The sequence below is a fragment of the Halococcus sp. PRR34 genome (assembly GCF_028617175.1).
Lineage (GTDB): Archaea > Halobacteriota > Halobacteria > Halobacteriales > Halococcaceae > Halococcus > Halococcus salifodinae.
In genome coordinates, this window is sequence record NZ_JAQJDA010000001.1 from 455229 (window position 1) to 477571 (window position 22343).

24 protein-coding genes and 3 tRNA genes are annotated in these 22343 nt (G+C 64.7%); 15 read left to right on the top strand and 12 right to left on the bottom strand.

Features of this window, described 5'->3' with window-relative positions:
* The first annotated feature begins 12 nt into the window (after positions 1–12).
* Complete coding sequence (locus PHA81_RS02370; protein WP_005045553.1) at positions 13–318, top strand: MazG nucleotide pyrophosphohydrolase domain-containing protein; 306 nt, start codon at positions 13–15, stop codon at positions 316–318.
* 10 nt (positions 319–328) lie between these two features.
* Here the strand turns inward: PHA81_RS02370 and PHA81_RS02375 are convergent, their stop codons facing one another.
* Positions 329–700 (bottom strand): dihydroneopterin aldolase family protein, encoded by a 372-nt coding sequence (locus PHA81_RS02375; protein WP_049910370.1) that lies wholly within the window; start codon positions 698–700, stop codon positions 329–331.
* A 293-nt stretch (positions 701–993) separates the two neighbouring features.
* Here PHA81_RS02375 and PHA81_RS02380 point away from each other — a divergent pair, with 293 nt between their 5' ends.
* Together PHA81_RS02380 and azf are read left to right on the top strand one after the other, a co-directional pair.
* The gene (locus tag PHA81_RS02380) at positions 994–1602 is read left to right on the top strand and encodes a translation initiation factor IF-2 subunit beta (RefSeq protein ID WP_005045550.1); all 609 of its coding nucleotides are present in this window, start codon (positions 994–996) and stop codon (positions 1600–1602) included.
* A gap of 99 nt (positions 1603–1701) precedes the next feature.
* Complete coding sequence (gene azf / locus PHA81_RS02385; RefSeq protein WP_049910363.1) at positions 1702–2457, top strand: NAD-dependent glucose-6-phosphate dehydrogenase Azf; 756 nt, start codon at positions 1702–1704, stop codon at positions 2455–2457.
* Positions 2458–2493: 36 nt separating this feature from the next.
* Here the strand turns inward: azf and PHA81_RS02390 are convergent, their stop codons facing one another.
* The 3 genes from PHA81_RS02390 to PHA81_RS02400 form a co-directional block, all read right to left on the bottom strand.
* Positions 2494–2988: a hypothetical protein gene (locus PHA81_RS02390; protein ID WP_005045548.1), complete on the bottom strand. Its 495-nt coding sequence runs from the start codon at positions 2986–2988 to the stop codon at positions 2494–2496.
* A 61-nt stretch (positions 2989–3049) separates the two neighbouring features.
* Positions 3050–3670, bottom strand: coding sequence for a DUF309 domain-containing protein (locus PHA81_RS02395; RefSeq protein WP_005045547.1), 621 nt, complete (start codon positions 3668–3670; stop codon positions 3050–3052).
* A gap of 65 nt (positions 3671–3735) precedes the next feature.
* Positions 3736–4173 carry a DUF4112 domain-containing protein gene (locus PHA81_RS02400; protein ID WP_005045546.1) on the bottom strand — a complete coding sequence of 146 codons (438 nt, stop codon included), beginning with the start codon at positions 4171–4173 and terminating at the stop codon, positions 3736–3738.
* Positions 4174–4319: 146 nt separating this feature from the next.
* Between PHA81_RS02400 and PHA81_RS02405 the strand changes: the two genes are divergently transcribed.
* Entirely contained in the window at positions 4320–4766 is a 447-nt protein-coding gene (locus PHA81_RS02405; RefSeq protein ID WP_005045545.1) for a MaoC family dehydratase, read from the top strand.
* A gap of 49 nt (positions 4767–4815) precedes the next feature.
* Here the strand turns inward: PHA81_RS02405 and PHA81_RS02410 are convergent, their stop codons facing one another.
* Complete coding sequence (locus PHA81_RS02410) at positions 4816–5436, bottom strand: VOC family protein (RefSeq protein WP_005045543.1); 621 nt, start codon at positions 5434–5436, stop codon at positions 4816–4818.
* A gap of 131 nt (positions 5437–5567) precedes the next feature.
* On the opposite strand from PHA81_RS02410, the gene PHA81_RS02415 reads away from it, so the two are divergent.
* On the top strand, positions 5568–6182 hold the full coding sequence (locus PHA81_RS02415; RefSeq protein WP_005045542.1) for a YegP family protein: 615 nt from the start codon (positions 5568–5570) through the stop codon (positions 6180–6182).
* Positions 6183–6557: 375 nt separating this feature from the next.
* Here PHA81_RS02415 and PHA81_RS02420 read toward each other — a convergent pair whose 3' ends face one another.
* From PHA81_RS02420 to PHA81_RS02430, 3 genes are all read right to left on the bottom strand, one after another.
* Positions 6558–6992, bottom strand: coding sequence for a hypothetical protein (locus PHA81_RS02420; protein ID WP_005045541.1), 435 nt, complete (start codon positions 6990–6992; stop codon positions 6558–6560).
* Positions 6985–7683 (bottom strand): hypothetical protein, encoded by a 699-nt coding sequence (locus PHA81_RS02425; protein WP_005045539.1) that lies wholly within the window; start codon positions 7681–7683, stop codon positions 6985–6987. Before PHA81_RS02425 ends, PHA81_RS02420 begins: the two co-directional genes overlap by 8 nt.
* Before the next feature lie 698 nt (positions 7684–8381).
* Positions 8382–8454 (bottom strand) — tRNA-Arg (locus PHA81_RS02430).
* A gap of 96 nt (positions 8455–8550) precedes the next feature.
* On the opposite strand from PHA81_RS02430, the gene PHA81_RS02435 reads away from it, so the two are divergent.
* On the top strand, positions 8551–9240 hold the full coding sequence (locus PHA81_RS02435; RefSeq protein WP_005045537.1) for a hypothetical protein: 690 nt from the start codon (positions 8551–8553) through the stop codon (positions 9238–9240).
* A gap of 95 nt (positions 9241–9335) precedes the next feature.
* Here PHA81_RS02435 and PHA81_RS02440 read toward each other — a convergent pair whose 3' ends face one another.
* Both PHA81_RS02440 and PHA81_RS02445 read right to left on the bottom strand, forming a co-directional pair.
* Complete coding sequence (locus tag PHA81_RS02440; RefSeq protein WP_005045536.1) at positions 9336–10637, bottom strand: S8 family serine peptidase; 1302 nt, start codon at positions 10635–10637, stop codon at positions 9336–9338.
* Positions 10634–10963, bottom strand: coding sequence for a twin-arginine translocation signal domain-containing protein (locus tag PHA81_RS02445; protein WP_273834964.1), 330 nt, complete (start codon positions 10961–10963; stop codon positions 10634–10636). The genes PHA81_RS02440 and PHA81_RS02445 overlap by 4 nt, the downstream gene beginning before the upstream one ends.
* A gap of 364 nt (positions 10964–11327) precedes the next feature.
* On the opposite strand from PHA81_RS02445, the gene PHA81_RS02450 reads away from it, so the two are divergent.
* Genes PHA81_RS02450 through PHA81_RS02460 form a run of 3 tightly spaced genes read left to right on the top strand, consistent with a single transcriptional unit; the run spans position 11328 to position 14278 of the window.
* Positions 11328–12779 (top strand): single-stranded DNA binding protein, encoded by a 1452-nt coding sequence (locus PHA81_RS02450; RefSeq protein ID WP_005045534.1) that lies wholly within the window; start codon positions 11328–11330, stop codon positions 12777–12779.
* 45 nt (positions 12780–12824) lie between these two features.
* Entirely contained in the window at positions 12825–13268 is a 444-nt protein-coding gene (locus PHA81_RS02455; RefSeq protein WP_005045532.1) for a histone-like protein, read from the top strand.
* Complete coding sequence (locus PHA81_RS02460; protein WP_005045531.1) at positions 13265–14278, top strand: histone deacetylase; 1014 nt, start codon at positions 13265–13267, stop codon at positions 14276–14278. The genes PHA81_RS02455 and PHA81_RS02460 overlap by 4 nt, the downstream gene beginning before the upstream one ends.
* Here PHA81_RS02460 and cca read toward each other — a convergent pair.
* Positions 14257–15621 carry a CCA tRNA nucleotidyltransferase gene (cca, locus tag PHA81_RS02465; protein ID WP_005045529.1) on the bottom strand — a complete coding sequence of 455 codons (1365 nt, stop codon included), beginning with the start codon at positions 15619–15621 and terminating at the stop codon, positions 14257–14259. The genes PHA81_RS02460 and cca overlap by 22 nt on opposite strands.
* Before the next feature lie 84 nt (positions 15622–15705).
* Between cca and PHA81_RS02470 the strand changes: the two genes are divergently transcribed.
* Positions 15706–15778 (top strand) — tRNA-Asn (locus PHA81_RS02470).
* Positions 15779–16203: 425 nt separating this feature from the next.
* Positions 16204–16332 (top strand) — tRNA-Ile (locus PHA81_RS02475).
* A gap of 58 nt (positions 16333–16390) precedes the next feature.
* Here PHA81_RS02475 and PHA81_RS02480 read toward each other — a convergent pair.
* Complete coding sequence (locus tag PHA81_RS02480) at positions 16391–17545, bottom strand: FAD-dependent oxidoreductase (RefSeq protein ID WP_005045528.1); 1155 nt, start codon at positions 17543–17545, stop codon at positions 16391–16393.
* A gap of 146 nt (positions 17546–17691) precedes the next feature.
* Between PHA81_RS02480 and PHA81_RS02485 the strand changes: the two genes are divergently transcribed.
* The 4 genes from PHA81_RS02485 (at position 17692) to PHA81_RS02500 (ending at position 22281) form a co-directional block, all read left to right on the top strand.
* A complete protein-coding gene (locus PHA81_RS02485; protein ID WP_005045527.1) occupies positions 17692–19272 on the top strand; it encodes a DHHA1 domain-containing protein in 1581 nt (526 codons plus the stop codon).
* Between the two features lie 48 nt (positions 19273–19320).
* Positions 19321–20124 carry a CBS domain-containing protein gene (locus PHA81_RS02490; RefSeq protein WP_005045526.1) on the top strand — a complete coding sequence of 268 codons (804 nt, stop codon included), beginning with the start codon at positions 19321–19323 and terminating at the stop codon, positions 20122–20124.
* A 322-nt stretch (positions 20125–20446) separates the two neighbouring features.
* Positions 20447–21469 carry an ABC transporter ATP-binding protein gene (locus PHA81_RS02495; protein ID WP_005045524.1) on the top strand — a complete coding sequence of 341 codons (1023 nt, stop codon included), beginning with the start codon at positions 20447–20449 and terminating at the stop codon, positions 21467–21469.
* Positions 21466–22281 (top strand): ABC transporter permease, encoded by an 816-nt coding sequence (locus PHA81_RS02500; protein ID WP_005045522.1) that lies wholly within the window; start codon positions 21466–21468, stop codon positions 22279–22281. Before PHA81_RS02495 ends, PHA81_RS02500 begins: the two co-directional genes overlap by 4 nt.
* Positions 22282–22343 lie beyond the last annotated feature (62 nt).

The window sequence follows — 22343 nt, forward strand, 5'->3', positions numbered from 1 at the left end:
CGATCGACACGAATGGACGAACAACAGCGCGTCGCGGCGTTCGTCGAGGAGTACGATCTGCAGGGCGAGCCGGCGTTTCGGGTTCTCGATCTGGCTGCCGAGGTCGGCGAGATCGCGGCCGACGCGACAAAATCGACCGACTGGGGAACGAAACCGAACGATCTCGACGTCGAGACCGACGAGATCGGCGACGCCCTGTTCTCGTTGCTCGCCGTGGCGGAATCGCTCGACATCGATGCTGGAGACGCTCTCGACGAATCGCTCGCGAAGTACGAGGAGCGTCTCGACGAAACGGGAAGTGCCTCGTCCGACGGCTGACCCGGCGTGGTCAGTCCAGCGCCTCGACCGATGTGACCCGCATCCGGGGATACCCTTCCTCCATCGCCATTCGTGCGGTGATCTCGTTTCCTTCGTACTCCACGACGAGTTCGACTTCCATGAACCGGCCCGTGAGTTCGGTGTAGCCGTGATCGATGGCGGCGTCGAGTTCGTCGACGAGGATCGTGACCGAGACCGATTCGCAGTACGGCTGGTTTTCGATCGCGTCCTCGATCGCGCGCTCCAGACTGGCCGCGCTTTCGGGACTGACCGGCGTGCCGGCGAACTGGTGATACAGCGTGCCGAACTTGATCCCCGCCTCGAAGCAGGCGGTCTGGGCGTCGGTCGGTGGGGGCGAACTTGCTTCGGAGTTGGCGGTCATCAAGTAGGGGTTCATGCTGGGTAGACAAATACACTGTCAGTCGGATGAGTTCATTCGAACAAATTCCGACACAAATGAGAACCGCAGGCCACACCCTCCCCAACCGATTCTTTCGCTCCCTATGGTCGCTCACTCATCCCTCGCACGAGTCGCACGCCTCCGGCGTGCTCCCGCGCGCCACCGCCTACCGCCGACCGCCTACCGTCCACCGTTCTCGGTGTCAAACGGCGGCGAACGTCCCTGGCGCGTTCTCTCACGGAATCCATTTAGGGAGTGAGATCCTCGTATCAGTCATGGATTACGAAGCCAGTCTCGACCGAGCGATGGACTCGGTCCCCGATCTCGACACCGGTGATTCGCGGCTCGACGTGCCCGACGCGGAGGCCCAGAAGGACGGCGCATTCACGCGGCTCGTGAATCTGGGACGGGTCGCCGACGCGCTCTCGCGCGAGCCCGAACACCTCCACCGGGTGATCCAGCGCGAACTCGGGACGAACGGCCAGTTCGGCGACGATCGCGCGCGGTACAACGGATCGTTCTCCAGCGACGATTTCGGCACGGCCATCGACGGCTACATCGAGGAGTTCGTGACCTGTTCGGAGTGTGGCCTCCCGGACACACGCCTCGAAATGGAAGGACGGACCCGAATGCTCCGGTGTGAGGCGTGTGGGGCCTTCCGCCCGGTCGCGAAGAACACGGGCTCCCAGCAGTCCAGCCAGCAGCCCGACGTCGAGGAGGGCCGAACCTACGAGGTCAAGATAACGGGTACGGGCCGGAAAGGCGATGGCGTCGCCGAAAAGGGCAAGTACACCATCTTCGTGCCCGGCGCACAGGAGGGCGACGTGGTCGACGCCTACATCGAGAACATCAGCGGGACGCTCGCGTTCGCCCGGCTGGCGTAGCGCGCCGAAACGGATTCCAGTGGGTCGCTGTTCTTCGACTGTTTCCGCCGCGGGGTGAACCGCACGTTACTTACCGGCGGGTTCCCGACTCCCGGCTGAATGGCGGAGAGGCCACGGGATTCGAGAGTGTTACTTACCGGCGCGTCGGGGCGCGTCGGCGAGGCGATCCTGCGCCGGCTCGGTGAGGAGTACGACTGGCGGCTGCTCGACCGCGAGCCACCGACGGGCGAGCCCGACCACGAGTACGTCGTCGCGGACGTCACCGACGAGGAGGCCGTTCGCGAGGCAGTCGACGGGATGGATGCAGTCATCCATCTCGCCGGCGATCCGCGGCCGGAAGCGCCGTGGGACAGCGTGCTCGCGAACAACATCGACGGGACCCAGACCGTTGTCGCGGCGGCCGCCGACGCCGGCGTCGGGAAGTTCGTCTTCGCGTCCTCGAACCACGCAGTCGGCGCGTACGAGACCGACGAGCGCACACCAGAGCTGTATCGTACGAGCGACGAGTTCCGACTCGACGGCACCGAGCTACCGCGACCGAGCAATCTCTACGGCGTCGGCAAGGTCGCCGGCGAGACGCTGTGTCGGTACTACCACGACGAAACGGGGATGAACACGGTCTGTGTCCGCGTCGGGAACCTGACCGAGGATCACCCGCCGATCGATTACGAGCGCGGGCAAGCGATGTGGCTCTCCTATCGGGACTGTGCCCACCTCTTCGAGCGGTGTCTCGAAGCCGACTACGACTACGAGATCGTCTACGGCATCTCCGACAACGACCGGAAGTACTACTCGATCGAGCGCGCCCGCGAAGTGCTCGGCTACGATCCCCAGGACAACTCGGCAAGATACTGACTCACTCGCCCTCGCCCGTCTCCCTTGCAGTGGTACTCAGTTCGTTTCTCTGACGACATCGGTATCGTCCCGGTAGTTCGTCGTTCCCGACTCCGGACGCATTCTCGCGTCGGTATCCAGAATGGTCTCAACCCGCCGTTCGAACTCCATCTCGGAGATGTTCCCGGCCGCATACTGGCGTTTCGCGACAGCAATGGAGTCGTCGTGGTTCTCTTCGGATGGTGGCGTCGCATCAGGCTGGGAGTACGCTTCTGGCGACTCGACGTTCCCGATGAGCGAGAGATAGACCGGCCAGATCATCATGAGGGAGAAAACAACGAGCCCGAGACTAACCCCTGCCAGCAGGAACGGAGCCCAGAAAGCACTCGACGTGATGAGACCAGCGACCGACCAGACGAGCGAGTACACACCGACGGAGCCGGACGGTACTGCGACGAGAAGCCGACCGGAAGCACCGTCCGGCGTGTAGTGCTCGATGCGTTCGTGGCACTGCTGTCGAGTAGTCGAGCGTGGTGAAGGGTGATCGGCCATATCACGAGCACGGATGACACACTAATAGTATTTTTGAACGACAAATAACCTTCGTGACTTTTTACCGCTCCTCGAACAGCCCATCAACGTCGCGGTCGCGGGCGGCTCGGCGTTCAGTGTGTTCAGTGAGGCGCTGGAGGACGATTCCTCGGTTGTTGGGATCACGGACGAAGTCCATCACGAGCGTCACGAACGGACTGGTCTCGTTGCCGGCAGCGACATCCTCGCGGGCGTATTCGACGGCGCACTCGACGGTCGCGTGGTCGGAGTCGCCCTCTTCGGCGAGGACCTCCGCAGCGACTGCACTCGCTTCGAAGTCGAGGTCATCGAGGACGAGTTGGCGGCCCTCGTGGGTCAGCGAGAGCGGCGGTGCGCGTTCGATCGATTCGGGATCAGTGCCGAGAACGGCGAGATACTCTCGGACCTCGTCGACGTTCACGCCGCGGTAGTCTTCGGGGAGGTCGGCGAGATACTCGCGGGCGCTTTCGGCGAGGCCACACGCGCCCGTCCAGTTGTGCTCAGTCGCGTGATGGACTGCCGCAGTGAACTGGATCAATCCATGCAGAAAGCGTTCGTCCTCGCCCGCATCGAGAGCGAGCCAGCGGTCTTCCCACGCGTCGTGGGCGGCGTGGAAGCGACCGGCGTTGTAGATCGCGATACCGGCCTGGAGATGAGCGTCCATACCTGCCGTTCGGTTCGTGAGCCGAAACGCGTTCCGGGTGTGCCCACGCTGCGGGGGTTGCCCGCTCACTCGATGGGCACGTCGGTACGGTTTTCGAGGTGGGATTCGAGCAGCGCGACGTTGCGCTTGTTGGCTTTCCAGACCGCATCGAGGAGCGTTCCGGCGACCGGAATCAGCCCACCGATCGTGTCGAGGGCGACGTTGCCGATCATCCGGACGAGCGTCTTCGGCGGTACCCCGAGGCGTGTGGCCTCGACGACGATGTGTGAGGAAAGCGCCGCGCCAGCGATATCGCCCGAGACCGGAGCGATGCTCAGGATCGGATCGATGCCGACCCGGTAGCCGATCCCGGGGATCGGGATCGCCTCGTCGAGAAGTGTGGCCATCGCTCGGGAGCGTTTCAGCGCCGCACGCTCGCGGGACGGGAGTGTGTCGGGATCGAGACCGTCCTCGGTGGCAGTCACGTCTTCGAACCAGTCCGTGGACGGGTCGTCTCCTGGCATACGCTCATCACCGACCCGCACACGGATAGACATGCTGCCGGCGAGAGCACGCACCGTCACGCGCCGTCTCCGTTCGCCGGATGGGAGTTCTGGCGTCGAACGGGGGTGTGGGGAACAGCTATAGCCGCCGGCCGACAGTTCGGGACATGGCGCGCGAGTGCTTCGAGGACGTTGCCGTCGGCGAGACACGTGAGTTCGGCAGCCGCGACGTGACCCGCGAGGAGATCGTCGAGTTCGCCGGGCGCTACGATCCACAGCCGTTCCACACCGACGCAACAGCGGCCGGGGAGTCCATGTTCGGCGGGTTGATCGCGAGCGGGTGGCACACCGCGGCGATGACGATGGAACTACTCGTCACGAACGTCTTCGAGGGGTCGGCCGCGACAGGTGCGGTCGGGGTCGACGAGCTTCGCTGGCCGAACCCGGTGCGACCGGGCGACACGCTCTCGGTGCGGACGGAGGTGCTCGACACCGAGTCGTGGAGCGATCGTCTCGGACTGGTTCGGAGCGAGACGACGACCGAGAATCAGGACGACGAGACCGTCATGTCGATGGTCGGGCTCGTGCTGTACGAGCGACGCGACCCGGAGTGAGCGGGCGTCCGCTGTAACTGACGGTCGTCAGCCAAAACGAGCGACCGGGTTACTCGACGCCACCGACGCCGCTCGCCGCGTCCGGGAGGTCGTGGGGTTCGGCGGGGAGGTCGAGTTCTTCGAGCGCGGCCGCGAGATGTTCTTCCTCGGCGTAATCGGCACCCTCGTCCTCACGGATACGCTGGGCGGTCGCGAGCACCTCACCCCGACGATCGTCGGGGATCTCGTACTTGTCGGTGGCGAGTTCGATCACGAGGCCGTTGTTGTCGCGGGTGTACAGCGAGTGGAAGACCCCGCGGTCGAAGACGTTGTAGCCGCGGCCGTCGTCGTCGAGTGCTGCCATCACCTCGTCGAAACGGTCGGGATCGACGCCGAAGGAGAGGTGATGGACCCCACCGACGCCGCTGCGCTGGGGCTGAGGGTTCGACTCGCGGTCGTCGCTCACGAAGAAGGTGATGATGCGGCCGTCGCCGGTGTCGAAAAAGAGGTGTGTTTGGGAAGGGTCGTCGAGGTTGGGCTGGCGCAACACGAGGGACATTCCGAAGAGATCGCGGTAGAACGCGAGCGTGTCGGCTTCGTTGCTGCCCCAGACGGTGACGTGATCGGTGCCGGTGGTGTGGAAGGGGCTGTCGGGTCGTGTTGCCGTGACAGGAGATGGATCGTCGCTCATCGTGTCGAATTCGGGTGCCGACGTGGATGAATCTGTCCGTGGCGGAGAGGGAGGAGGATGGGGAGGGGAGGGGAGAGGAGTTGCAATCGCCGGATGGAGGTTTATGAGAGCGGACGATCAACGGTGATCCCATGAGCGAGCACGATCACGACTACACGCTGACTGTCCGGCCGAACGCCACCCTCAGAGTCGCGTACAGCACCGACGAGGGGGCGCTCGAAAAGGCGCTGGTCGCGTTCGAGTACGGCCACGACGGAGTCGAGGGAATGAGCGACGCCAGCGAAGGGGTCGTATGGCGGGGCTACGAGATCGCGCTCTCGCGCAACGGCGAGAACGTCCTCGATCGCGGGACACCGTTCGTCGAATCGGGCGACGTCGAGCGCGGTCTCGAACGCGGCGTCGACACCGCCACCAAGTACGGCCGGCAGTTGCGCGAGCGCATCGGGGACCTCCGCGAGCGACGGTCGGGATCGTCGCTCGGGATCGCGGATGCTGACGGGGCGGCCGAAACGCCCCGAACGGTCGAAATCCCTGGTCCGCGCGATACGACCGTCGAAATCTCGCTGTCGGGAACGTCGGCGACGTTCGATCTCTACGAGGACGACGGCGGGAGCTGGCGCTGGCGGCTGACCCACGACGACGAGACGCTCGCGGTCAGCCCGACGGGCTACGAGTCGCGCGAGGACGCCGAGGAATCCATCACCGCGCTCAAGGCGAACGCGCTCGGCGCAGAAATCGCAGACTGAGCGACCGCTCACCGGTTTTCGATGCGGAAGTCCTGGCGGAGTCCCACGCGAGCGCCAGCGAGCGTGGGGCACGCCAGGTCGTGAACGAGCGAAGCGAGTGAACGTCCTGGCGGAGATTTGAACTCGCCAAGACGGACCTGCTCGCTTTGCTCGCAGGTTGCGACTTGTCTGCTCAAATCTCCTGTCGGAGATTTGAACTCCGGTCACCGGCTCCGCAGGCCAGTAGTGTTACTCCACGGGTGCGCCGGGGGCGCACCGCGTGAGAAACCCGGATAGGACGTGCTCCCCTGCTCACAGTACGATTCGACGTGATCAGGATTGATAAAGACGCGCGTCACTGGCTGTTGGCCAATCGCTGCTGGCCGAGTCCGCTGACTACTTTTTCTCGGCCAGCTTCAGGCGGCGAGAGGGATACACCTCGTAATCTACTCCATCACCGTTGAGCTTTGAGAGGGGTATCTCCTCTTCCCTATCAGGCCAACTCGGCATGTAATCATCGAGCACATCACGCTCGACGACGATGACCACGTCGTCGTTCGGCGGATAGTGGTCGTCTCGCTTAGCGAGAGTTTCTCCTGTACCGGGGAGATCCCATTCCGATGCGGTCGCGTCGGGGAGATTCACGACGACCAAATCATCGGGGTCCGAGTCATCGATGTCGTGGACGATGTCGCCGAATTTTAGCCCCTGGTCAACCTCGGCTGCCCCGCCCCCCGAGAGTGTCTGCTGTCGTGAATCGGTTCCAGTTGTTTCTTCGGCGCTGTCCTCGTCTTCATCCCGTTCTGGTCGTGTGCCGTATGTGTTACCCATGAATGTCGACCTCTTGATCGCTCGACTGTGTGAAGTGATCGAGCGTCGTTGGTTTGAGAAGTGCTGTTCTGGGGCTGGGCTCCCATGCAGCGAATTCTTCGTGAGAGAATGCCCCCGACTCAGTTCTGCACGCACGGATCCAGTTGCTCTTACCTGCAGCTGCGACGACGCGAGGGGGAAGCCTCCGAAGATGATCGGGAGCGAGCCGCCCAATGAGTAGAACTCCGCTAGGGTCTATCACGTCGACAAGACGTGTGGCGTGTCTGACCATACTGCGGTAGCCAGGATATTGAGTGACGTCGAACGCACAGTACCCAGTGTCGATCTTCTCGAACGTCCGCAAACATCGTTTGAAATGCCACCGTTTGTATCCCTTTGCAAGTGGGATGATTTGGGTGCTGCTGGCGATCTCATTGAGGTGTTCGTAGATCTCCAACAGGCCGTTCATGCACTCATCGATCTGCTCGATTTGCTCGTCAGCGGTCATCGACCTGTATACCCACCTGTCGTGGGGGATGTAGTAGTCAGGGCGGACTTCTTCGATTTGCTCGAGTTCTTCTTCGACTTCCAGATCGACGAGATACTTGTCCTCCTGAGTGGTAGTGACGATGAGCTTCTGGTCGGGCCGAAATGTTTCGTTGAATACCTCTGGACGACGTGCAAGCCACTTCGCTCGCTCGCGAGTCGTCATCAAGTATTCCAGGTTCGAGCAATCTGGAAGGAACCCCCTATGGTTCGAGTTGCTGGGCTCGAACTTCGTAACAATGCCTCGCGGATACCCTCCCTCAGTAGTATCCGTACTGTCGGTTAGCGGCTTGGAGTTGCCACTATCGCCTGTAGAACTTGCGGAATTCATTCTCTGCTAGCCAGCCTCTTACTGTTTTCATTGAGAGGCAATTATCAATTGTTGCTAAGAACATAAGAAGGTGTTGGTGGTCTTACTCTAGGACTTAGAAGACCCTCATATCTCGCAGATCGACGGATTAGTCAATCGTATTTTGCCGCTACCAATAGTCTCAGGGGAAGGTTTATATCCGCGCTTAATATATCTATATATGAGAAAGTCACGATAACAGAAGCGTCCGGGCGTTGCAGCGCCCGAACGTGGCTTTCTCATGGTGGCAGAAAGCCATGCAATCAAACGACAGCGACGGCAATGAAACTTTGGTCGAGAAGCGCGCACGCAGGGAGTCTTTCGGCTTCACAGTGTGTCGAAACGGCGTCGTCAACGTACGTAACGAGTCTTACGGCGACGATAAGAGCAAATATGCTGAGTGGGTGGCAGGCCAACAGCACACCACATTATGTGAAATTGACGTCCTGGCGGAGTCCTGCGCGAACGCAGTGAGCGCAGGGCACGCCAGGACGTGAACGAGCGAAGCGAGTGAACGTCCTGGCGGAGATTTGAACTCCGGTCACCGGCTCCGCAGGCCAGTAGGATAGTCCACTACCCAACCAGGACTCACTCCCCTCTACACCAGTTCGGGTTAAACCCGTTACGGTTGCCGCGTCGGCGAGCCGCCACAAGACACATGTTTTCGCCCGGTGACGTGCCAACATGAACCGTCGTGAAGTCCTCGTGGCGACTGCCGCCATCGTGAGCACTGGCTGTCTCGGCAACAGCGGGGGCGAGAACGGCTCGACTGCCGAACCCACCGATGGAGCCGCCACAACGACCGAGACGACCGAAGCCGACGCCACGGACACGGCCGAATCGACCACCACCGCGACCGAAACGGCCACGACGACCGCCGAATCGACGGGGACGACGACCGGCGGTGAGGCCACGAAAACCACCGCAGCCCGCACCAAGACGCCAGAGGGAACGACGATGGACGGAACGACCACGGATGGGCCGACGAACGGGACAGCGACCAACGGCACGGCGACGGGCGACTCGGCGGCCGACCGATCGTTCACGGTGCGCGAGACAGGAGGCGAACCGGGCAACGAGGCGAGCGTGACCGTCGAGAGCGGGGGCTCGCGGATCGTCGTGGCCGGAACGATCACCGGTGGGAACGGGTGTCAGACGGCCGTCCTCGATGCAGTGCGGACCGACGACGGGACACTCCAAGTCGTGGTCGCCACCGAGCGCGCCGCGGACGCCGGCACGATGTGTACGCAGGCGCTCGTCGGGATCAGCTATCGCGCGACCGTCACCGTGGAGAGCCAGCCGACGTCGGTGACGGTGATCCACCGCGGCGCTGGCGGCGAGGAGACAGTCACCACCGCCGAACCCGGCAGTTGACCGTCCGAGCGAGAGACCGAACGAACGCGCACTCGCCGTCTCATTCTGATCGGGGGGTTTGTGACGAACGAAAGAGACCGCGTCGTTAGCCGCTTTCAGTCATCTTCTTCTTCCTTTTCGTCTTCTTCTTCTTCTTCTTCTTCTTCTTCTTCCTCTTCGTCGTCTTCCCTCTCCCCGTCGTCCTCTTCTTCGCCGTCATCGTCTTCGTCGTCGTCCGACAGCCTGGCAACCAGCGCAGTGAGGTCGAGATGGCCGTCGCCACGGAAGTCGGGTTCACCGATGTCGCTCGCGGTGTTCCGGATGGCGTCCTCGACCTCGCTGACGCTGAGATCGGGTCGCAGCGATCTGGCGAGTGCGACCGCACCCGCGACCTGCGGGGCCGCCATCGAGGTTCCAGCCTTGAAGCCGTACTCGGCGGAGACTTCGCCGTTCTGTTGGCTGAAGACCGTCGAAAGCACGAGGTCGTAGAAATACTTGGGTTTGTCCGCATCGCCGTCGCCGAACTCCGTAGACGCCTCGGGATCGAAGTTGCCGCCGCCGGCGCTCACGTCGATGACGCTGCCGCCGTAAAAGGTGTACTTCGCCGGCTGCGTGGTCGGCTGCCGGAGCGGCGGGAGCCCCTCGTACTCTCCGTCGTCCTCGTCGTCCTCCTCTTCATCATCGCCCTCGCCGGTCCGCGGCTCGTCGTCCCAGAGGAAGCCGATCGGTCCCGTCGCCGAAACGACGAACATGCCCTCGGCCTCAGTCGGGATACCGAGTACCCGCTTGGGGTCGAGGTCGGTTCCGTCGAGACCGGGATCGTCTCCATCGTTGCCGGCGGAGTTGACGACCACCGTTCCCCGCTCGTTGGCGTACGCGACGGCTCGGTCGAACATCTCCTTGATCGGGAGCAACCCCTCGTAAAAGCGCGGGTTGGTGAAGATCTCTGGGAAACCGAGGCTCATGTTCGCCACGTCACAGCCTTTGTCGGCGGCGTCCATGATCGCGGCGATGATAGCGCTGTTGGCTCCGCTGTTCTCGGCCGTCGGCGAGAACACCCGAAGCGCGAGGAGGTCAGTCTCCGGAGCGACGCCGAGCACGCCGCCGCGTCCGCCGTCGAAGTCGTTCGTCGCGGCGGCGATGCCGGCGACGTGTGTGCCGTGGTCGCCCCCACCAGGGGCGAAGAACCCCTTCCCGTCGCTGGTGAAGTTCTTCGAGAGGTCGCGATTGACGACTTCGTCGAGATCCGGGTGGTCGGCGTACACGCTGGAATCGATGATGGCGATCCGTGACCCCTCACCCTCGGTGACTTCGTGAACTTCTTCGATGTCCTGTACTCGCTTGTCCCACTGGAGCCGACGGCGCTCGGGAAGCCCCGACCCCTCCTCGTCTTCGTCCTCGTCGTCGTATTCTTTCACCGGCCCCCCCCCTCGGCCTCCGCCGCGACATCGCCCTGAAGCGACTTGTCCGCGGCAGACCCGTGTTTGACCATCTCGAGGTCGGGGACGGTCGCCGCGTCGCCACCGACCGACTCGGGGTCGCCGCGGGCAGCCAGCACGTCGATCGCCGAGAGGTCGTGGACGATCTCCACGCTTTCGGGAATCTCCGACCGAGACACCTCTTCGAGGTCGATCATGAACCGCTGGTTGTCGCCGCTCCCCTGTGCCGCAACGGGACCGGCACCCAGCACCAGACCACCGGTGACTCCCGCCAGTTTCATGAACGTCCGTCGGGTTCGTTCCATCGTCTTTAGCCTATCGTAGTTCGATAAATAAATATCATTTGGTTATTGGATGATATTACAGTATTTGTCGGTATTTTATTATTCTCAGTAAGGGTGTTTGTGTCTGTCTCACGAAGGCGGATTACGGGACCGATCGATTCGTCGATATCGTCTTCGAGATGGCTGTGCGAGTAACTCACGTTCTCATGGACGACGTGAGCAGTTCCGATGATCCGCGACGATCCGTATCGAACGGGCCGATTCGTCGGCGACCGCGAAAGCGACGAGCGGATGGACGATCCCGTCAGGCGAATCGGTGGCCACGGCGGTGCGACGCCGTGACGACAATGTTTAAGCGCGCATCGCTCGTGGACTGGCGTAGAACATGGGTGCGATAGCAGAGATCTACGCGGACCTCGACGCCGACGTACCCGAGGGGGAGTTCCGGGAGGCCGTCGAGGAGAAAGTCGAGGAGATGGGGGGGCTCGCCGACGAGGAGACCGCCGCGATGTTGATCGCCCACGAGGTCGCCGACGGCGAAGTCGAGGGCGTCGCCGACGTCGAACCGGGGATGGAGGAGGCGAAGTTCGTCGCGAAAGTCACGAGCGTCGGCGAACTCCGCACCTTCGAGCGCGACGAGGAGGACGAGGACGGCCAAGTCATCAACGTCGAGGTCGCCGACGAAACCGGGCGAATCAGGGTCGCGTTCTGGGACGAACAGGCAACGGGCGCGGCCGAAGAGCTCGAAACCGGTGCGGTGCTCAGGGTTGCGGGCCGACCGCGAGAAGGGTACAACGGGATCGAGGTCAGCGCGGATCGGGTCGAGCCGGCCGACGTCGAAGTCGACGTCGATCTCGACGCCGCCGACACCATCGACGGACTCTCGCTCGGTCAGTCCGACGTCGACCTCACGGGATTGATCCTCGATACCGACACCGTCAGGACGTTCGACCGCGACGACGGCTCGGAGGGACGAGTGGCGAACCTCACGCTCGGCGACGAAACGGGACGGACGCGAGTGACGCTCTGGGACGACCAGGCCGAACGGGTCGAGGAACTCGCCGCCGGCACGACGATCGAACTCACCGACGGCTACGTCCGCGAGCGCAACGGCGACCTCGAACTCCACGTCGGCGATCGCGGCGGGCTCACGGAGGTCGACACGACTGTCGAGTACACGCCCGAAACCACGTCGATCGAGGGACTCGAAATCGATACGACCGTCGACATCGGCGGCGTCATCAGGTCGACCGATCCGAAACGCACCTTCGACCGCGACGACGGTTCGGAGGGCCAGGTCAAAAACATCCGCGTCCAGGACGAGACCGGCGACATCCGCGTCGCGCTGTGGGGCGAGAAGGCCGACCGTGATCTCGGACCGGGTGACGAGGTCCAGTTCGCGGACGTCGAGATCCAGGACGGCTGGCAGGACGATCTCGAAGCCTCGGCGGGCTGGCAGACGAGCGTGACGACGTTCGACACTGGTGGGGTGCCCTCGACTACCGAGGACGACGAGGCCGGCGCAGACGACGAGACGGGTCTCGGGGCGTTCGCCGGCGATGGTGCGGACAGCGAGGACGGGACGACGGGCGACGGACACGAAACCGAACGTGAAGCGGAAGTGGACGCGGCAGCCGAAAACGGGGCCGGAAGCAACACGGAGGACGGCCCGATCGAGTTCACCGGAACGGTCGTGCAGGCGAGCGATCCGGTGGTGCTCGACAACGGCAGCGAGACGATGCGTGTCGAGACGTCCTCGACTGTGCATCTCGGCGAGGAGCTCACCGCTCGGGGACGGACGGCCGACGGCACGCTCGATGCGGACGAGGTGTTCTGACGTCCCACGGAAACCCTTAAGACCGGAACAGTCCCCGTATGCGCTATGAGCGTCGAGCTCCCGTTCGCGCCGGTCGATGCCGTGATTCGTCGGCACGCCGGCTCGCTGCGGGTGAGCAGTGAGGCCACCGAGGAGCTCGCCGAACGCATCCAGGAGCGCGGCGCGCGCCTCGCGGCAGACGCCGCCCAGCGCGCGACCGACGACGACCGCAAGACTCTCCAGGCCGCTGACTTCGAGACTGACGCCGCCGAGTCCGGGGAACTCGAACTCCCGGTCGCGCCGGTCGACCGTATCGCTCGCCTCGACATCGACGACCGCTACCGGGTCGCCCGCGACGCCCGTGTCGCCCTCGCCGGCCGGCTCGAACGCTACGCCGGCCGGGTCGCGACGGCCGCGGCGGTGCTCGCGCGCCACGCCGGCCGGCGCACGATCACGGTCGCCGACGTCGAGACGTACTTCGAACTCGCGCCGTACTACCACAACGAATGAGATTCGGCTACTCCGCGGAGTGTCTCGAACACGACCCTGGCTCGCGCCACCCCGAGAGTCCCGATCGGCTCCGCGCCATCCGCCGGGCGCTCGCGAAACGCCACGGTGTCGAGTACGTCGAGGCCGATCCGATCGACGAGTCCGCCGCACGAGCGGCCCACGACCCCGATTATGTACAGAAGTTCCGCGAGTTCTGCGCGTCGGGCGGCGGCCAGTGGGATCCCGACACCGTCGCTGTCGAGGCGACGTGGGACGCCGCACTCCGGAGCGCGGGCCAGGCGGTGTGGGCCGCCGAGGCCGCCCTCGACGGTGCGAGCGAGCGCGAGACGCCGTTCGCTCTCGGGCGGCCGCCGGGCCACCACGCGGTCGCCGACGACGCGATGGGCTTTTGTTTCCTCAACAACGCCGCCATCGCGGCCGAGGCGATGATCGACGACGGCCGCGCGGAGCGGGTCGCAATCATCGACTGGGACGTCCACCACGGCAACGGAACCCAAGATATCTTCGAGGATCGGGGCGACGTGTTCTACGCCTCGATCCACGAGCGCGGGCTCTACCCGGGCACTGGCGAGGCCGGCGAGATCGGAACGGGCGACGGCGAGGGGACGACCGCGAACCTCGCCTTCCCCTCCGGGGCGGGCGATCCGGCGTACGTCGCCGCAGTCGACGAGGTGCTCGCTCCGCTGCTCGACGATTTCGATCCCGATCTCCTCCTCGTGAGCGCGGGCTTCGACGCCCACGAACACGACCCGATCTCACGGATGAGCGTCTCGACCGAGGGCTACGGCGTGCTGGCCGCCCGACTCCGCGATCTCGCGGCCCGGTCCGACGCGGGCTTCGGGTTCGTTCTCGAAGGCGGCTACGGTCTCGACACCCTCTCCGAAAGTATCACGACGGTGAACGAGGTGTTCGGCGGGTACGATCCCGTCGAACCCGAGGGCTCGGCCGACGATCGCGCACGTGCGGTCATCGACGAAGTCCAGGCGGCTCACGGTCTCGGCGAGAAGTAACGCGCCAGCTCTACTCCGAACTCGTCGGCCAAGCGAGCCGTCTCGTCCCCAACGAGCACCGTGTAATCGGCTGCGAGCGCGCGTTCGATGTCCGCGCCGAGCGCTACGTCGAACAGTGCGTCGCTTTCGAGGAACGCGCGGGGGCTGGGAAACGTGCGGTCGCGCTCGACCACGTATCGTCCGTCATCGATGAACGGACCGTAGCAGTCCGTATCGGAGTACTTCTGGTAGAAGGTGGTTGCGTGCTCGCGCGCGCTCACCGGGGGACCCTCGTGGCGCTCGATCGCTGGACGTTCGGCAACCCCGAGTTCGACGAACAGAACGGCCGACTCGTCGGCGAACGCGGCCGAGCGGAGCGAGTCGAACCCGCGACGGTCGAGCGCGTCGACTACCCCGCGACGGGAGCGTTCGAGTTGGGGGTAGAGCTGGTCGGCGACGAGATCCGGCGCGTCGAACCGCACGGCGACCGGGATCGTGCCGCGGCGTTCGAGTTCGGTCCGGACCTTTGCGGCCGAGAGCGGTGTCGGCGAGTCGAAATCGAACGCCGATTCGCGCGGGTCGGCGAGGAGGTCGCGGGCGTAGTGCTGGAACCGGGCGAGATTGGTAGTCGAGAGCACCGCCGCGACGTTGCGTCCCGAGTCAGTGGGATCGACCACCACGAGCGGATCATCGAAGCTCTCGCTGTGGGCGTCGCCGTGGCCAGCGGGATCGAACCGCACAGGGGAGTTCCAGTCGGCGGCCGCCTCGATCAGCGGGCGGAATCCGCCGTGTTCGAGCGTGAGGAGTTCGACGAGATAGCCCGAAAACCCCCGTGTGCGGAGGTCGCTGCCGTAGACACCGACTGCCGAGAGGAATCGTTTGGCGAGTCTGACGTCGGCGGCGAGTCCTGCGTCGAGTCGGGCGTCGAGATACTGCGTGTGGAAGGGCGTCCGATCGACCGCCGACCGGACGTCGGCCGCGCGCTCGACCCGAAAGCAGGGGACGAGATCGACCGCGAACCCGTCGAACGTGCCCGTGACGTAGGGGTGTTCGGCGTATTCCTCGCGGCCGTCGGGGAGGACCCGGTGGCCGACCGCGAGCCCGTGGCGTTCGAGCTCCTCGCGCGGGAGATCAGGCGGGAACCGGACGAACAGATCGATGTCGCGGTCGCCGGGCAGCCACGTGCCGCGAGCGGTTGAGCCGACGTGGACGACGTCCGCTTCGACCGGGCGATCCGCGACCGCGCGCTCAGTGGCGTCGGTGAGCCGATCGACGGCCTCGTCGAGACGGGTGCGTTCCTCGGCGTCGGGAGTGACGCGATCGCGGACCCGCGTGAGAACGGCGTCGAGGGCGTCGTCGGTCATACCGAGGGTTCCCCGCCGCCGGGCGAAAACGTGTCGGTCGAAAGCGAAACGGCTATGAACGAACTCGCGTTAGGATGGAGTAGAGCCGCCGTAGCTCAGTTGGTAGAGCACCTGGTTGTTACCCAGGTTGTCCCAGGTTCGAGCCCTGGCGGCGGCGTCTTTTCGGCGCGCAACGTGACGAGCGGAGCGAGTCACCAGCGCGCCGTGAAAGCGCAACCCGACAGGGGTCGGGCTCGAAAGTCGCAGCGGCCGAACGAAGTGAGGCCGACCGTCTTTCGGCGTTCGAGCCCTGGCGGCGGCGTGAATTTTCTTCGGAAATTCACGGCCCGCGAGACGTAGTCTCGCGACGGTGTAAAATCGCTCCGCGATTTTACGACCCGTGAAAACTCATCGAGTTTTCACGACGGCGTGAGATTTCTGCGAAATCTCACGGCCCGTCAGATCCCGCCGGAATCTGACGACGGCGCTTCTTTCGGCGCGCAACGTGGCGAGCGGAGTGATTTTACCATTTTTATCCGATCGTGGATCGCCGAAAGCACATTCGGTAAGCTAAAGGGCCAGACACAGGAAGAAACCAATCAAGGGCCCTTAGCTCAGTGGTAAGAGCGCTCGGCTCATACTGACATCTGAAGGTATGCACCGCCGTCTCAGTGCGACCCTCGGATGACATGAGACACCGAGTGGTCGTTGGTTCGAATCCGACAGGGCCCATTTACAGCGACCGAGAAAGGAGCAGACGGCGTAGAGATGTGTTGTCGGTCCCGAACCGCTACATGTCGGGCCACGCGCGCGCCGCCCGGGACGAGCCCGCGATGTCCCGGATCCACCGCGCGGCGACCGCTTTCTTCAGGAACTTCGCGGCCGGCCCGCCGAAGGTGTTGATCGGGACGTTGACCACGTTGTGCGCGACCGCCTTCTCGCCGACCGATACCAGCGTTCCCTTGTCCTCGTGAGTCCACGACGTCAGCGGCTGGCCGTGGAGCGCGCGCGCGACGTTCTCGCCGGCGACCTCGGCGGCCTGCCACGCGGCCTGGGCGGTCGGTGGACACGGACCCTCGGGCTGATCGACGATCGCCGAATCGCCCAGCGCGAACACCCGATCGTCGCTCGTCTCGAAGGTCGCTGCGGCGTTGACGCGGTTGTGCTCGTTGTCGAGTTCTGTACCGCCCATCGCGTCCTGACCCGTAACCCCGCCGGCCCAGACGAAGACGTCGTGTTCGAGCGTTGCGTCCGACTCGAAGTGGATCACGTCTTCGTCGGCCTCGGTGATCGGGTCGGCGGTCGAGATCTCGATGTCGCGTTCGAGCAGACGCTTTCTGAGCGCGCCCTGGAGTTCGGGATCGTTGCCCGGGAAGATCTCTTCTAAGGCCTCGACGAGCGTGATCTCGATCGGGGCGTGGTGTAGATCACGGAACTCCGCGATCTCGCCCGCGGTCTGGATGCCCGAGAGGCCCGCACCGCCGACGACGACCTGTGCCGGGTCGTCGGGAGTGGCGTCGCGGGCGGCTTCCTTCACTTCGTCGTGGATCTCGAGCGCGTCGTCGAGACTCTTGAGCGTGAACGAGTGCGCTTCGAGACCGTCGATCCCGTAGTACGCCGTTTGCGAACCCAGCGTGACCAGCGCGTAGTCGTAGTCGACCGTCGAGCCGTCGGCAAGCGCGATCTCTCGGTCGTCGCAGTCGAGATCGGTGACCTCGCCCTCGATGAAGCGGGTGTGTGGGGATTTGATCTCCTCGACCGGGATCGTGATGTTCTGACGGACGCTCGGGTCCCGGATGCACCGGTGGGCCTCGTGGAGCACGAGGTGGTGGTCGTGATCGGAGAGCCAGATGATGTCGGCCTCGTCGTCGAGGGCGTCTTCGAGGCTCTTGATCGCCCCAGCGCCGGCGTAGCCAGCACCGAGCACGACAACGGTTTCGGTCATGTCCGTCCTGCGCGGCCAGTCGTTACAAAGCCTTTGAAACCGGGGCGGGAGCGGAACGGTGGTGGGTCGTCCGTTCGACGACGATCCGGCGGCATGATCCGGATGCTGGCGGAGGGTTTTAACCATCGTGGCGTCCATCGGTGGGCATGGTCTCGCGGCTCGTGCTGGGATGTGGCTCGGTCGGGCGCATTCTGGTCGACGCGCTCGGCGATCGTCCCGGCGGCGTCACGGTGCTCTGCACCGACGAGCACCGCGTCGAGACGCTACGAAGCGACCGCGTCGCGGCGCGACGAGCCGACCCGACCGATCCCGCGACGCTCGCCGACCTCGACAAACCGGTCGACGTCGTCGTCGTAGCGAGCGACGACCCTGCAACCAACGAAGCCGCCGCGACGGCGGCACGCGAAACCCACCCGAACGCGTTCGTACTGGCGTACACCGGCGAAGAACCGACCGACGACCGCCGGTTCGCGATCGAGTCGATCGCCGACCGCACGATCACGTCGGCGACGACCGCGGCGACCGAACTCCTCGAACGTATCGGCGAGGAGAGCATGCGCCCCCGCCGGCTCTGGCGGGTGCTCCGCACGATCGACGGCCCGCTCGCGATCGTGACCCACGACAACCCCGATCCCGACGCGATCGCGAGCGCGCTCGCGCTCCGCCGGATCGCCGCAGCGGCCGGCTGTGACGCCGAGGTCTGCTATTTCGGCGCGATCACCCACCAACAGAACCGCGCGATGGTCAACCTGCTCGACATCGAGATGCGCGAGCTCGCGCCCGACGACATCGACGAGTACGGCGGGATCGCGCTGGTCGATCACTCGCGGCCGGGAGTCAACGACCAGCTCCCCGAGGACACCCCTATCGACGTGCTGATCGACCACCATCCGCCGCGCGCGCCGGTCGAAGCGCGGTTCGTCGACCTCCGGAGCGACGTCGGTGCGACCAGCACCCTCCTCGTGGACTATCTCGGCCGACTCGGGATCGAGATCGACAGCACGGTGGCGACAGCGCTGCTCTACGGCATTCGGGTCGACACCAAGGACTTCCAGCGCGAGGTGTCGACCGTGGACTTCGACGCCGCTGCGTTCTTGCTCCCGTACGCAGACGAAGACATCTTGGAGCAGGTCGAGACGCCGAGCATGAGCGCCGAGACGCTCGAAACGATCGCGCGCGCGATCTCGAACCGCGAGGTCTCGGGTTCGGTGCTGGTGAGCTACATCGACGACCTCCACGAGCGCGACGCGCTCGCCCAGGCCGCCGACCAGCTCCTCGACATCGAAGACATCCGAACGACGCTCGTCTACGGGATCATCGACGGCACGATCTACTGCTCCGGCCGGACGCGGGGTGGCGGTCTCGACATCGGCGAGACGCTCCGGGACGCGTTCGATCGGATCGGGAGTGCCGGCGGCCACGCCGACATGGCGGGCGCACAGCTCCCGCTCGGACTGCTCGGCGACGCCGACGAGACCGCGCTCTCAGGGATCGTCCACGACGTCATCAACGATCGGTTCTTCGGAGCGATCGAATCGCGGCCGGACGTGGAGCCGACAACGACGACGCCCGACGTGACCGCGGGAGCGACCGAGCTGGCTGGGGCGGACGAGACGGGCGAGGCGGTCGAAACGAATGCGGGCGACGGAACGAGTAGGAACCATAGCGACCCCGAGGAGGCGTCCGGCGACGATGACGAACGTCGCGAAACGACCGACGACGGTTGAGCCACCTGAACGAGAGGTTTTTGTCCGGCGACGACGATCACACACCCAATGGCCACCGACACCGGCACACCGCGGGTCAGCGACTACATGACTCGCGACGTCGTGACGGTCTCGCCCGACGACACGGTCGCGTCGGTCGCCCGCCGCGTCGCCGAGAGCGACGAGGAACACAGCGGTTTTCCGGTGTGTGACGGCCGGCGGTGCGAGGGGTTCGTCACCGCCCGCGACCTCCTGCTCGCCGCGGACAACGCCGCCGTTTTCACGGTGATGTCCGAGGATCTAGTCGTCGCCCACCCCGAGATGGATCTCGACGACGCCGCACGGGTCATCCTCCGCTCGGGCATCCAGAAACTCCCCGTCGTGGACGACGCCGGCAATCTCGTCGGGATCATCTCGAACGCCGACGTGATCCGGAGCCAGATCGAGCGCGCCACCCCCGAGAAGGTCGGCAAGCTCTCGCGCACCCTCGAAAACATCCACGAGATCGGGACGCGAGAAGAGCGCCGTCGGGTCGCGCTCGACGACCTCACACCAACCCAGTCGAAGGTGTACGCCGACGAACTCGAAGGCCGGCGATACGAACTCGAACACGGTCTCGCCGAACCTCTCGTCGTCATCGACAACGGGGGGAATCTCCTGCTCGCCGACGGCCACCACCGCGTGAAGGCTGCCGACCGCCAGGGGATCGAGGAGTCCGACGCCTACGTGATCGTACTCGGGGAGAGCGTCGAGCTCGGAATGGCCGAAACCGCGCGCAAGGAGGGGCTCGAATCGATCGAAGACATCTGCGTCGTCGACTACGCCCACCATCCCCTGGTGCAGACGATCACCAGACTGAACGAAGCCGAGTGAGCGACGCGGCCGCGCGAGCCGCCACCGTCGATCGTTCTTAGAGCAGGTAGAGACGCCCGTGACGCTACGCGTTCCCGGCTGCGTGATCGAAATCGACGACGCTCAGCATCCCGTCGAGCGTCAACTGGAGCGTGTCAGTGTCGACTGTAACGGCGACCCTGACCCGGGAGGGGGATCCTCGGAAACGACGGTCCCGCCGTGTCCGCCGATGAAGTCGCATTCGAGATAGTCCCGAGAACTCCTCCCCCGACACATGTGTTCCATCAAACAGAAATATAACTCTGGAAACGTTTAATGATAGCGGCCATGGGAATGTGATCGAATGAGCACGAACGCACCGCTCGAACACGAACAGGCGAGCGATCGAGCGACCGAGCAATCCGACGAACGGAGTCGTTCCGTGGTTTCAGTTGAGGGACTCGAAAAGACCTACGGAGACGGTGACGACGCTGTTCGCGCCGTCGAGGACGTCTCGTTCGACATCGAACCGGGCACTGTGGTCGGACTGCTGGGGCCGAACGGGGCCGGAAAGACCACGACGATCAAGGCGATGCTCGGGCTCGTCGTCCCCACCGCCGGAACGGTGACGATCGACGGCGTCGATGTCCACGACGATCCACGGGCGGCCTACCGGCAAGTCGGCGCGATGCTGGAAGGTGCGCGGAACGTCTACTGGAAGCTCACCGTTAGAGAGAACTTGGAGTTCTTCGCCGCGCTCAGCGGCCGGCGGCCCGCCGCGGTGGCCGACCGCCACGATCGGCTGCTCAACCAGCTCGCGCTCGCGGAGAAGGCCGACAAGCCCGTGAACGACCTCTCACGCGGGATGAAACAGAAGGTGTCGCTCGCCTGCACCCTCGCACGCGACGCCTCGGTGGCTTTCCTCGACGAACCCACCCTCGGCCTCGATGTCGAGAGTTCGCTCGAACTCCAGCGAGAGCTCCGCCGGCTCGCCGACCAAGAATCGATGACGGTCGTGCTGTCGAGCCACGACATGGACGTGGTGCAGGCAGTCTGCGACCGGGTGATCATCATGAACGACGGCCGCGTCGTGACCGACGACACCGTCGACGGCCTCATCGATCTCTTCCGGAGCCAGGCCTACCACATCACCGTCGACGACCTCCCGGACGGGGTGCGCGACCGGCTCGAAGCCGAGTTCGACGCCGACGGGTTCGAGTCGGTCGGCGATCAGGCACGCTTTGCAGTGTCGCTGCCCGACGGGCGCGCGCTCTACGACGTGATGGACGCGCTTCGAGAGGCAGACACCGTGCCGGCGTCGGTCGACTCGATTGAGCCCGACCTCGAAGACGTGTTCCTCGAACTCACTGGGAGTGAGGACGGATGAGTACGGACACCGCGAGCCCAGGAACGGGCGCAACCACCGACGCCAGCCTTGCGACCCTCGTCAGGGCGATCGCGAAAAAGCGCGCGCTCCTCCTCGTGCGCTACCCGGTCAACACGCTCTCACAGTTCGGGGTGATGTATCTGGTCTTCCTCATCATCTTCTTCGGCGGGCGCGCGATCGCGGGCGCGGCGCTCGCGAACTCGATCGAGGGGATCATCGTGGGCTACATGCTCTGGTCGGTCTCGATCACGGCCTATTCCGGGCTCGCGTGGAACGTGACTCGCGAGTCACAGTGGGGCACCCTCGAACAGCTGTTCATGTCGCCCTTTGGCTTCGGGCGGGTGATGGCGATCAAGACCGCGGTAAACGTACTGGAGGCGTTCCTCTGGGGAGTGCTTATCCTCGCGTTGATGCTCGCCACGACCGGTCAGTCCCTCGTCATCGAACCGGTGACGGTGTTGATCCTCGGCGGGCTCGCGGTCGCACCCGCGGTCGGCGTCGGGTTCGCCATGGGGGCGCTCGCCCTGCTCTACAAGCGGGTCGAGAACGCCTTCAACATCGTCCAGTTCGTGCTGATCGGCCTGATCGCCGCGCCGGTCACCCAGTACCCGCTCCTCAAATGGCTCCCGCTCGCCCAGGGCAGCCACCTCCTCGGGCGCGCGATGACCGATGGCGTCCGGCTCTGGGAGCTTCCTGTCACCGAGCTCGCGATCCTCGTCGCCACCGCGGTCGGCTATCTCGGCGTCGGCTATCTCGCCTTCCACCGGGCGCAGCGCCGCGCGCGGCGAAAGGGCGTCATGGGTCACTACTGAGCGCTCGACGCCGCCGTCTCCGCCCGGATCGCGTCGCCGAGCTCGGCGAACTGTTCGCGACC

Bases quoted from the DNA above. Each gene is read 5' to 3' on its own strand.
- azf (WP_049910363.1), top strand. From the start codon at position 1,702: ATGGCGGAGAGGCCACGGGATTCGAGAGTGTTACTTACCGGCGCGTCG.
- PHA81_RS02400 (WP_005045546.1), bottom strand. From the start codon at position 4,173: ATGCCAGGAGACGACCCGTCCACGGACTGGTTCGAAGACGTGACTGCC.
- PHA81_RS02410 (WP_005045543.1), bottom strand. From the start codon at position 5,436: ATGAGCGACGATCCATCTCCTGTCACGGCAACACGACCCGACAGCCCC.
- PHA81_RS02445 (WP_273834964.1), bottom strand. From the start codon at position 10,963: ATGGAACGAACCCGACGGACGTTCATGAAACTGGCGGGAGTCACCGGT.
- PHA81_RS02485 (WP_005045527.1), top strand. From the start codon at position 17,692: ATGGTCTCGCGGCTCGTGCTGGGATGTGGCTCGGTCGGGCGCATTCTG.
- PHA81_RS02480 (WP_005045528.1), bottom strand. From the start codon at position 17,545: ATGACCGAAACCGTTGTCGTGCTCGGTGCTGGCTACGCCGGCGCTGGG.
- PHA81_RS02415 (WP_005045542.1), top strand. From the start codon at position 5,568: ATGAGCGAGCACGATCACGACTACACGCTGACTGTCCGGCCGAACGCC.
- PHA81_RS02395 (WP_005045547.1), bottom strand. From the start codon at position 3,670: ATGGACGCTCATCTCCAGGCCGGTATCGCGATCTACAACGCCGGTCGC.
- PHA81_RS02450 (WP_005045534.1), top strand. From the start codon at position 11,328: ATGGGTGCGATAGCAGAGATCTACGCGGACCTCGACGCCGACGTACCC.
- PHA81_RS02495 (WP_005045524.1), top strand. From the start codon at position 20,447: ATGAGCACGAACGCACCGCTCGAACACGAACAGGCGAGCGATCGAGCG.
- PHA81_RS02500 (WP_005045522.1), top strand. From the start codon at position 21,466: ATGAGTACGGACACCGCGAGCCCAGGAACGGGCGCAACCACCGACGCC.
- PHA81_RS02460 (WP_005045531.1), top strand. From the start codon at position 13,265: ATGAGATTCGGCTACTCCGCGGAGTGTCTCGAACACGACCCTGGCTCG.
- PHA81_RS02380 (WP_005045550.1), top strand. From the start codon at position 994: ATGGATTACGAAGCCAGTCTCGACCGAGCGATGGACTCGGTCCCCGAT.
- PHA81_RS02420 (WP_005045541.1), bottom strand. From the start codon at position 6,992: ATGGGTAACACATACGGCACACGACCAGAACGGGATGAAGACGAGGAC.
- PHA81_RS02435 (WP_005045537.1), top strand. From the start codon at position 8,551: ATGAACCGTCGTGAAGTCCTCGTGGCGACTGCCGCCATCGTGAGCACT.
- PHA81_RS02370 (WP_005045553.1), top strand. From the start codon at position 13: ATGGACGAACAACAGCGCGTCGCGGCGTTCGTCGAGGAGTACGATCTG.
- PHA81_RS02425 (WP_005045539.1), bottom strand. From the start codon at position 7,683: ATGACGACTCGCGAGCGAGCGAAGTGGCTTGCACGTCGTCCAGAGGTA.
- PHA81_RS02490 (WP_005045526.1), top strand. From the start codon at position 19,321: ATGGCCACCGACACCGGCACACCGCGGGTCAGCGACTACATGACTCGC.
- PHA81_RS02405 (WP_005045545.1), top strand. From the start codon at position 4,320: ATGGCGCGCGAGTGCTTCGAGGACGTTGCCGTCGGCGAGACACGTGAG.
- cca (WP_005045529.1), bottom strand. From the start codon at position 15,621: ATGACCGACGACGCCCTCGACGCCGTTCTCACGCGGGTCCGCGATCGC.
- PHA81_RS02455 (WP_005045532.1), top strand. From the start codon at position 12,825: ATGAGCGTCGAGCTCCCGTTCGCGCCGGTCGATGCCGTGATTCGTCGG.
- PHA81_RS02390 (WP_005045548.1), bottom strand. From the start codon at position 2,988: ATGGCCGATCACCCTTCACCACGCTCGACTACTCGACAGCAGTGCCAC.
- PHA81_RS02375 (WP_049910370.1), bottom strand. From the start codon at position 700: ATGACCGCCAACTCCGAAGCAAGTTCGCCCCCACCGACCGACGCCCAG.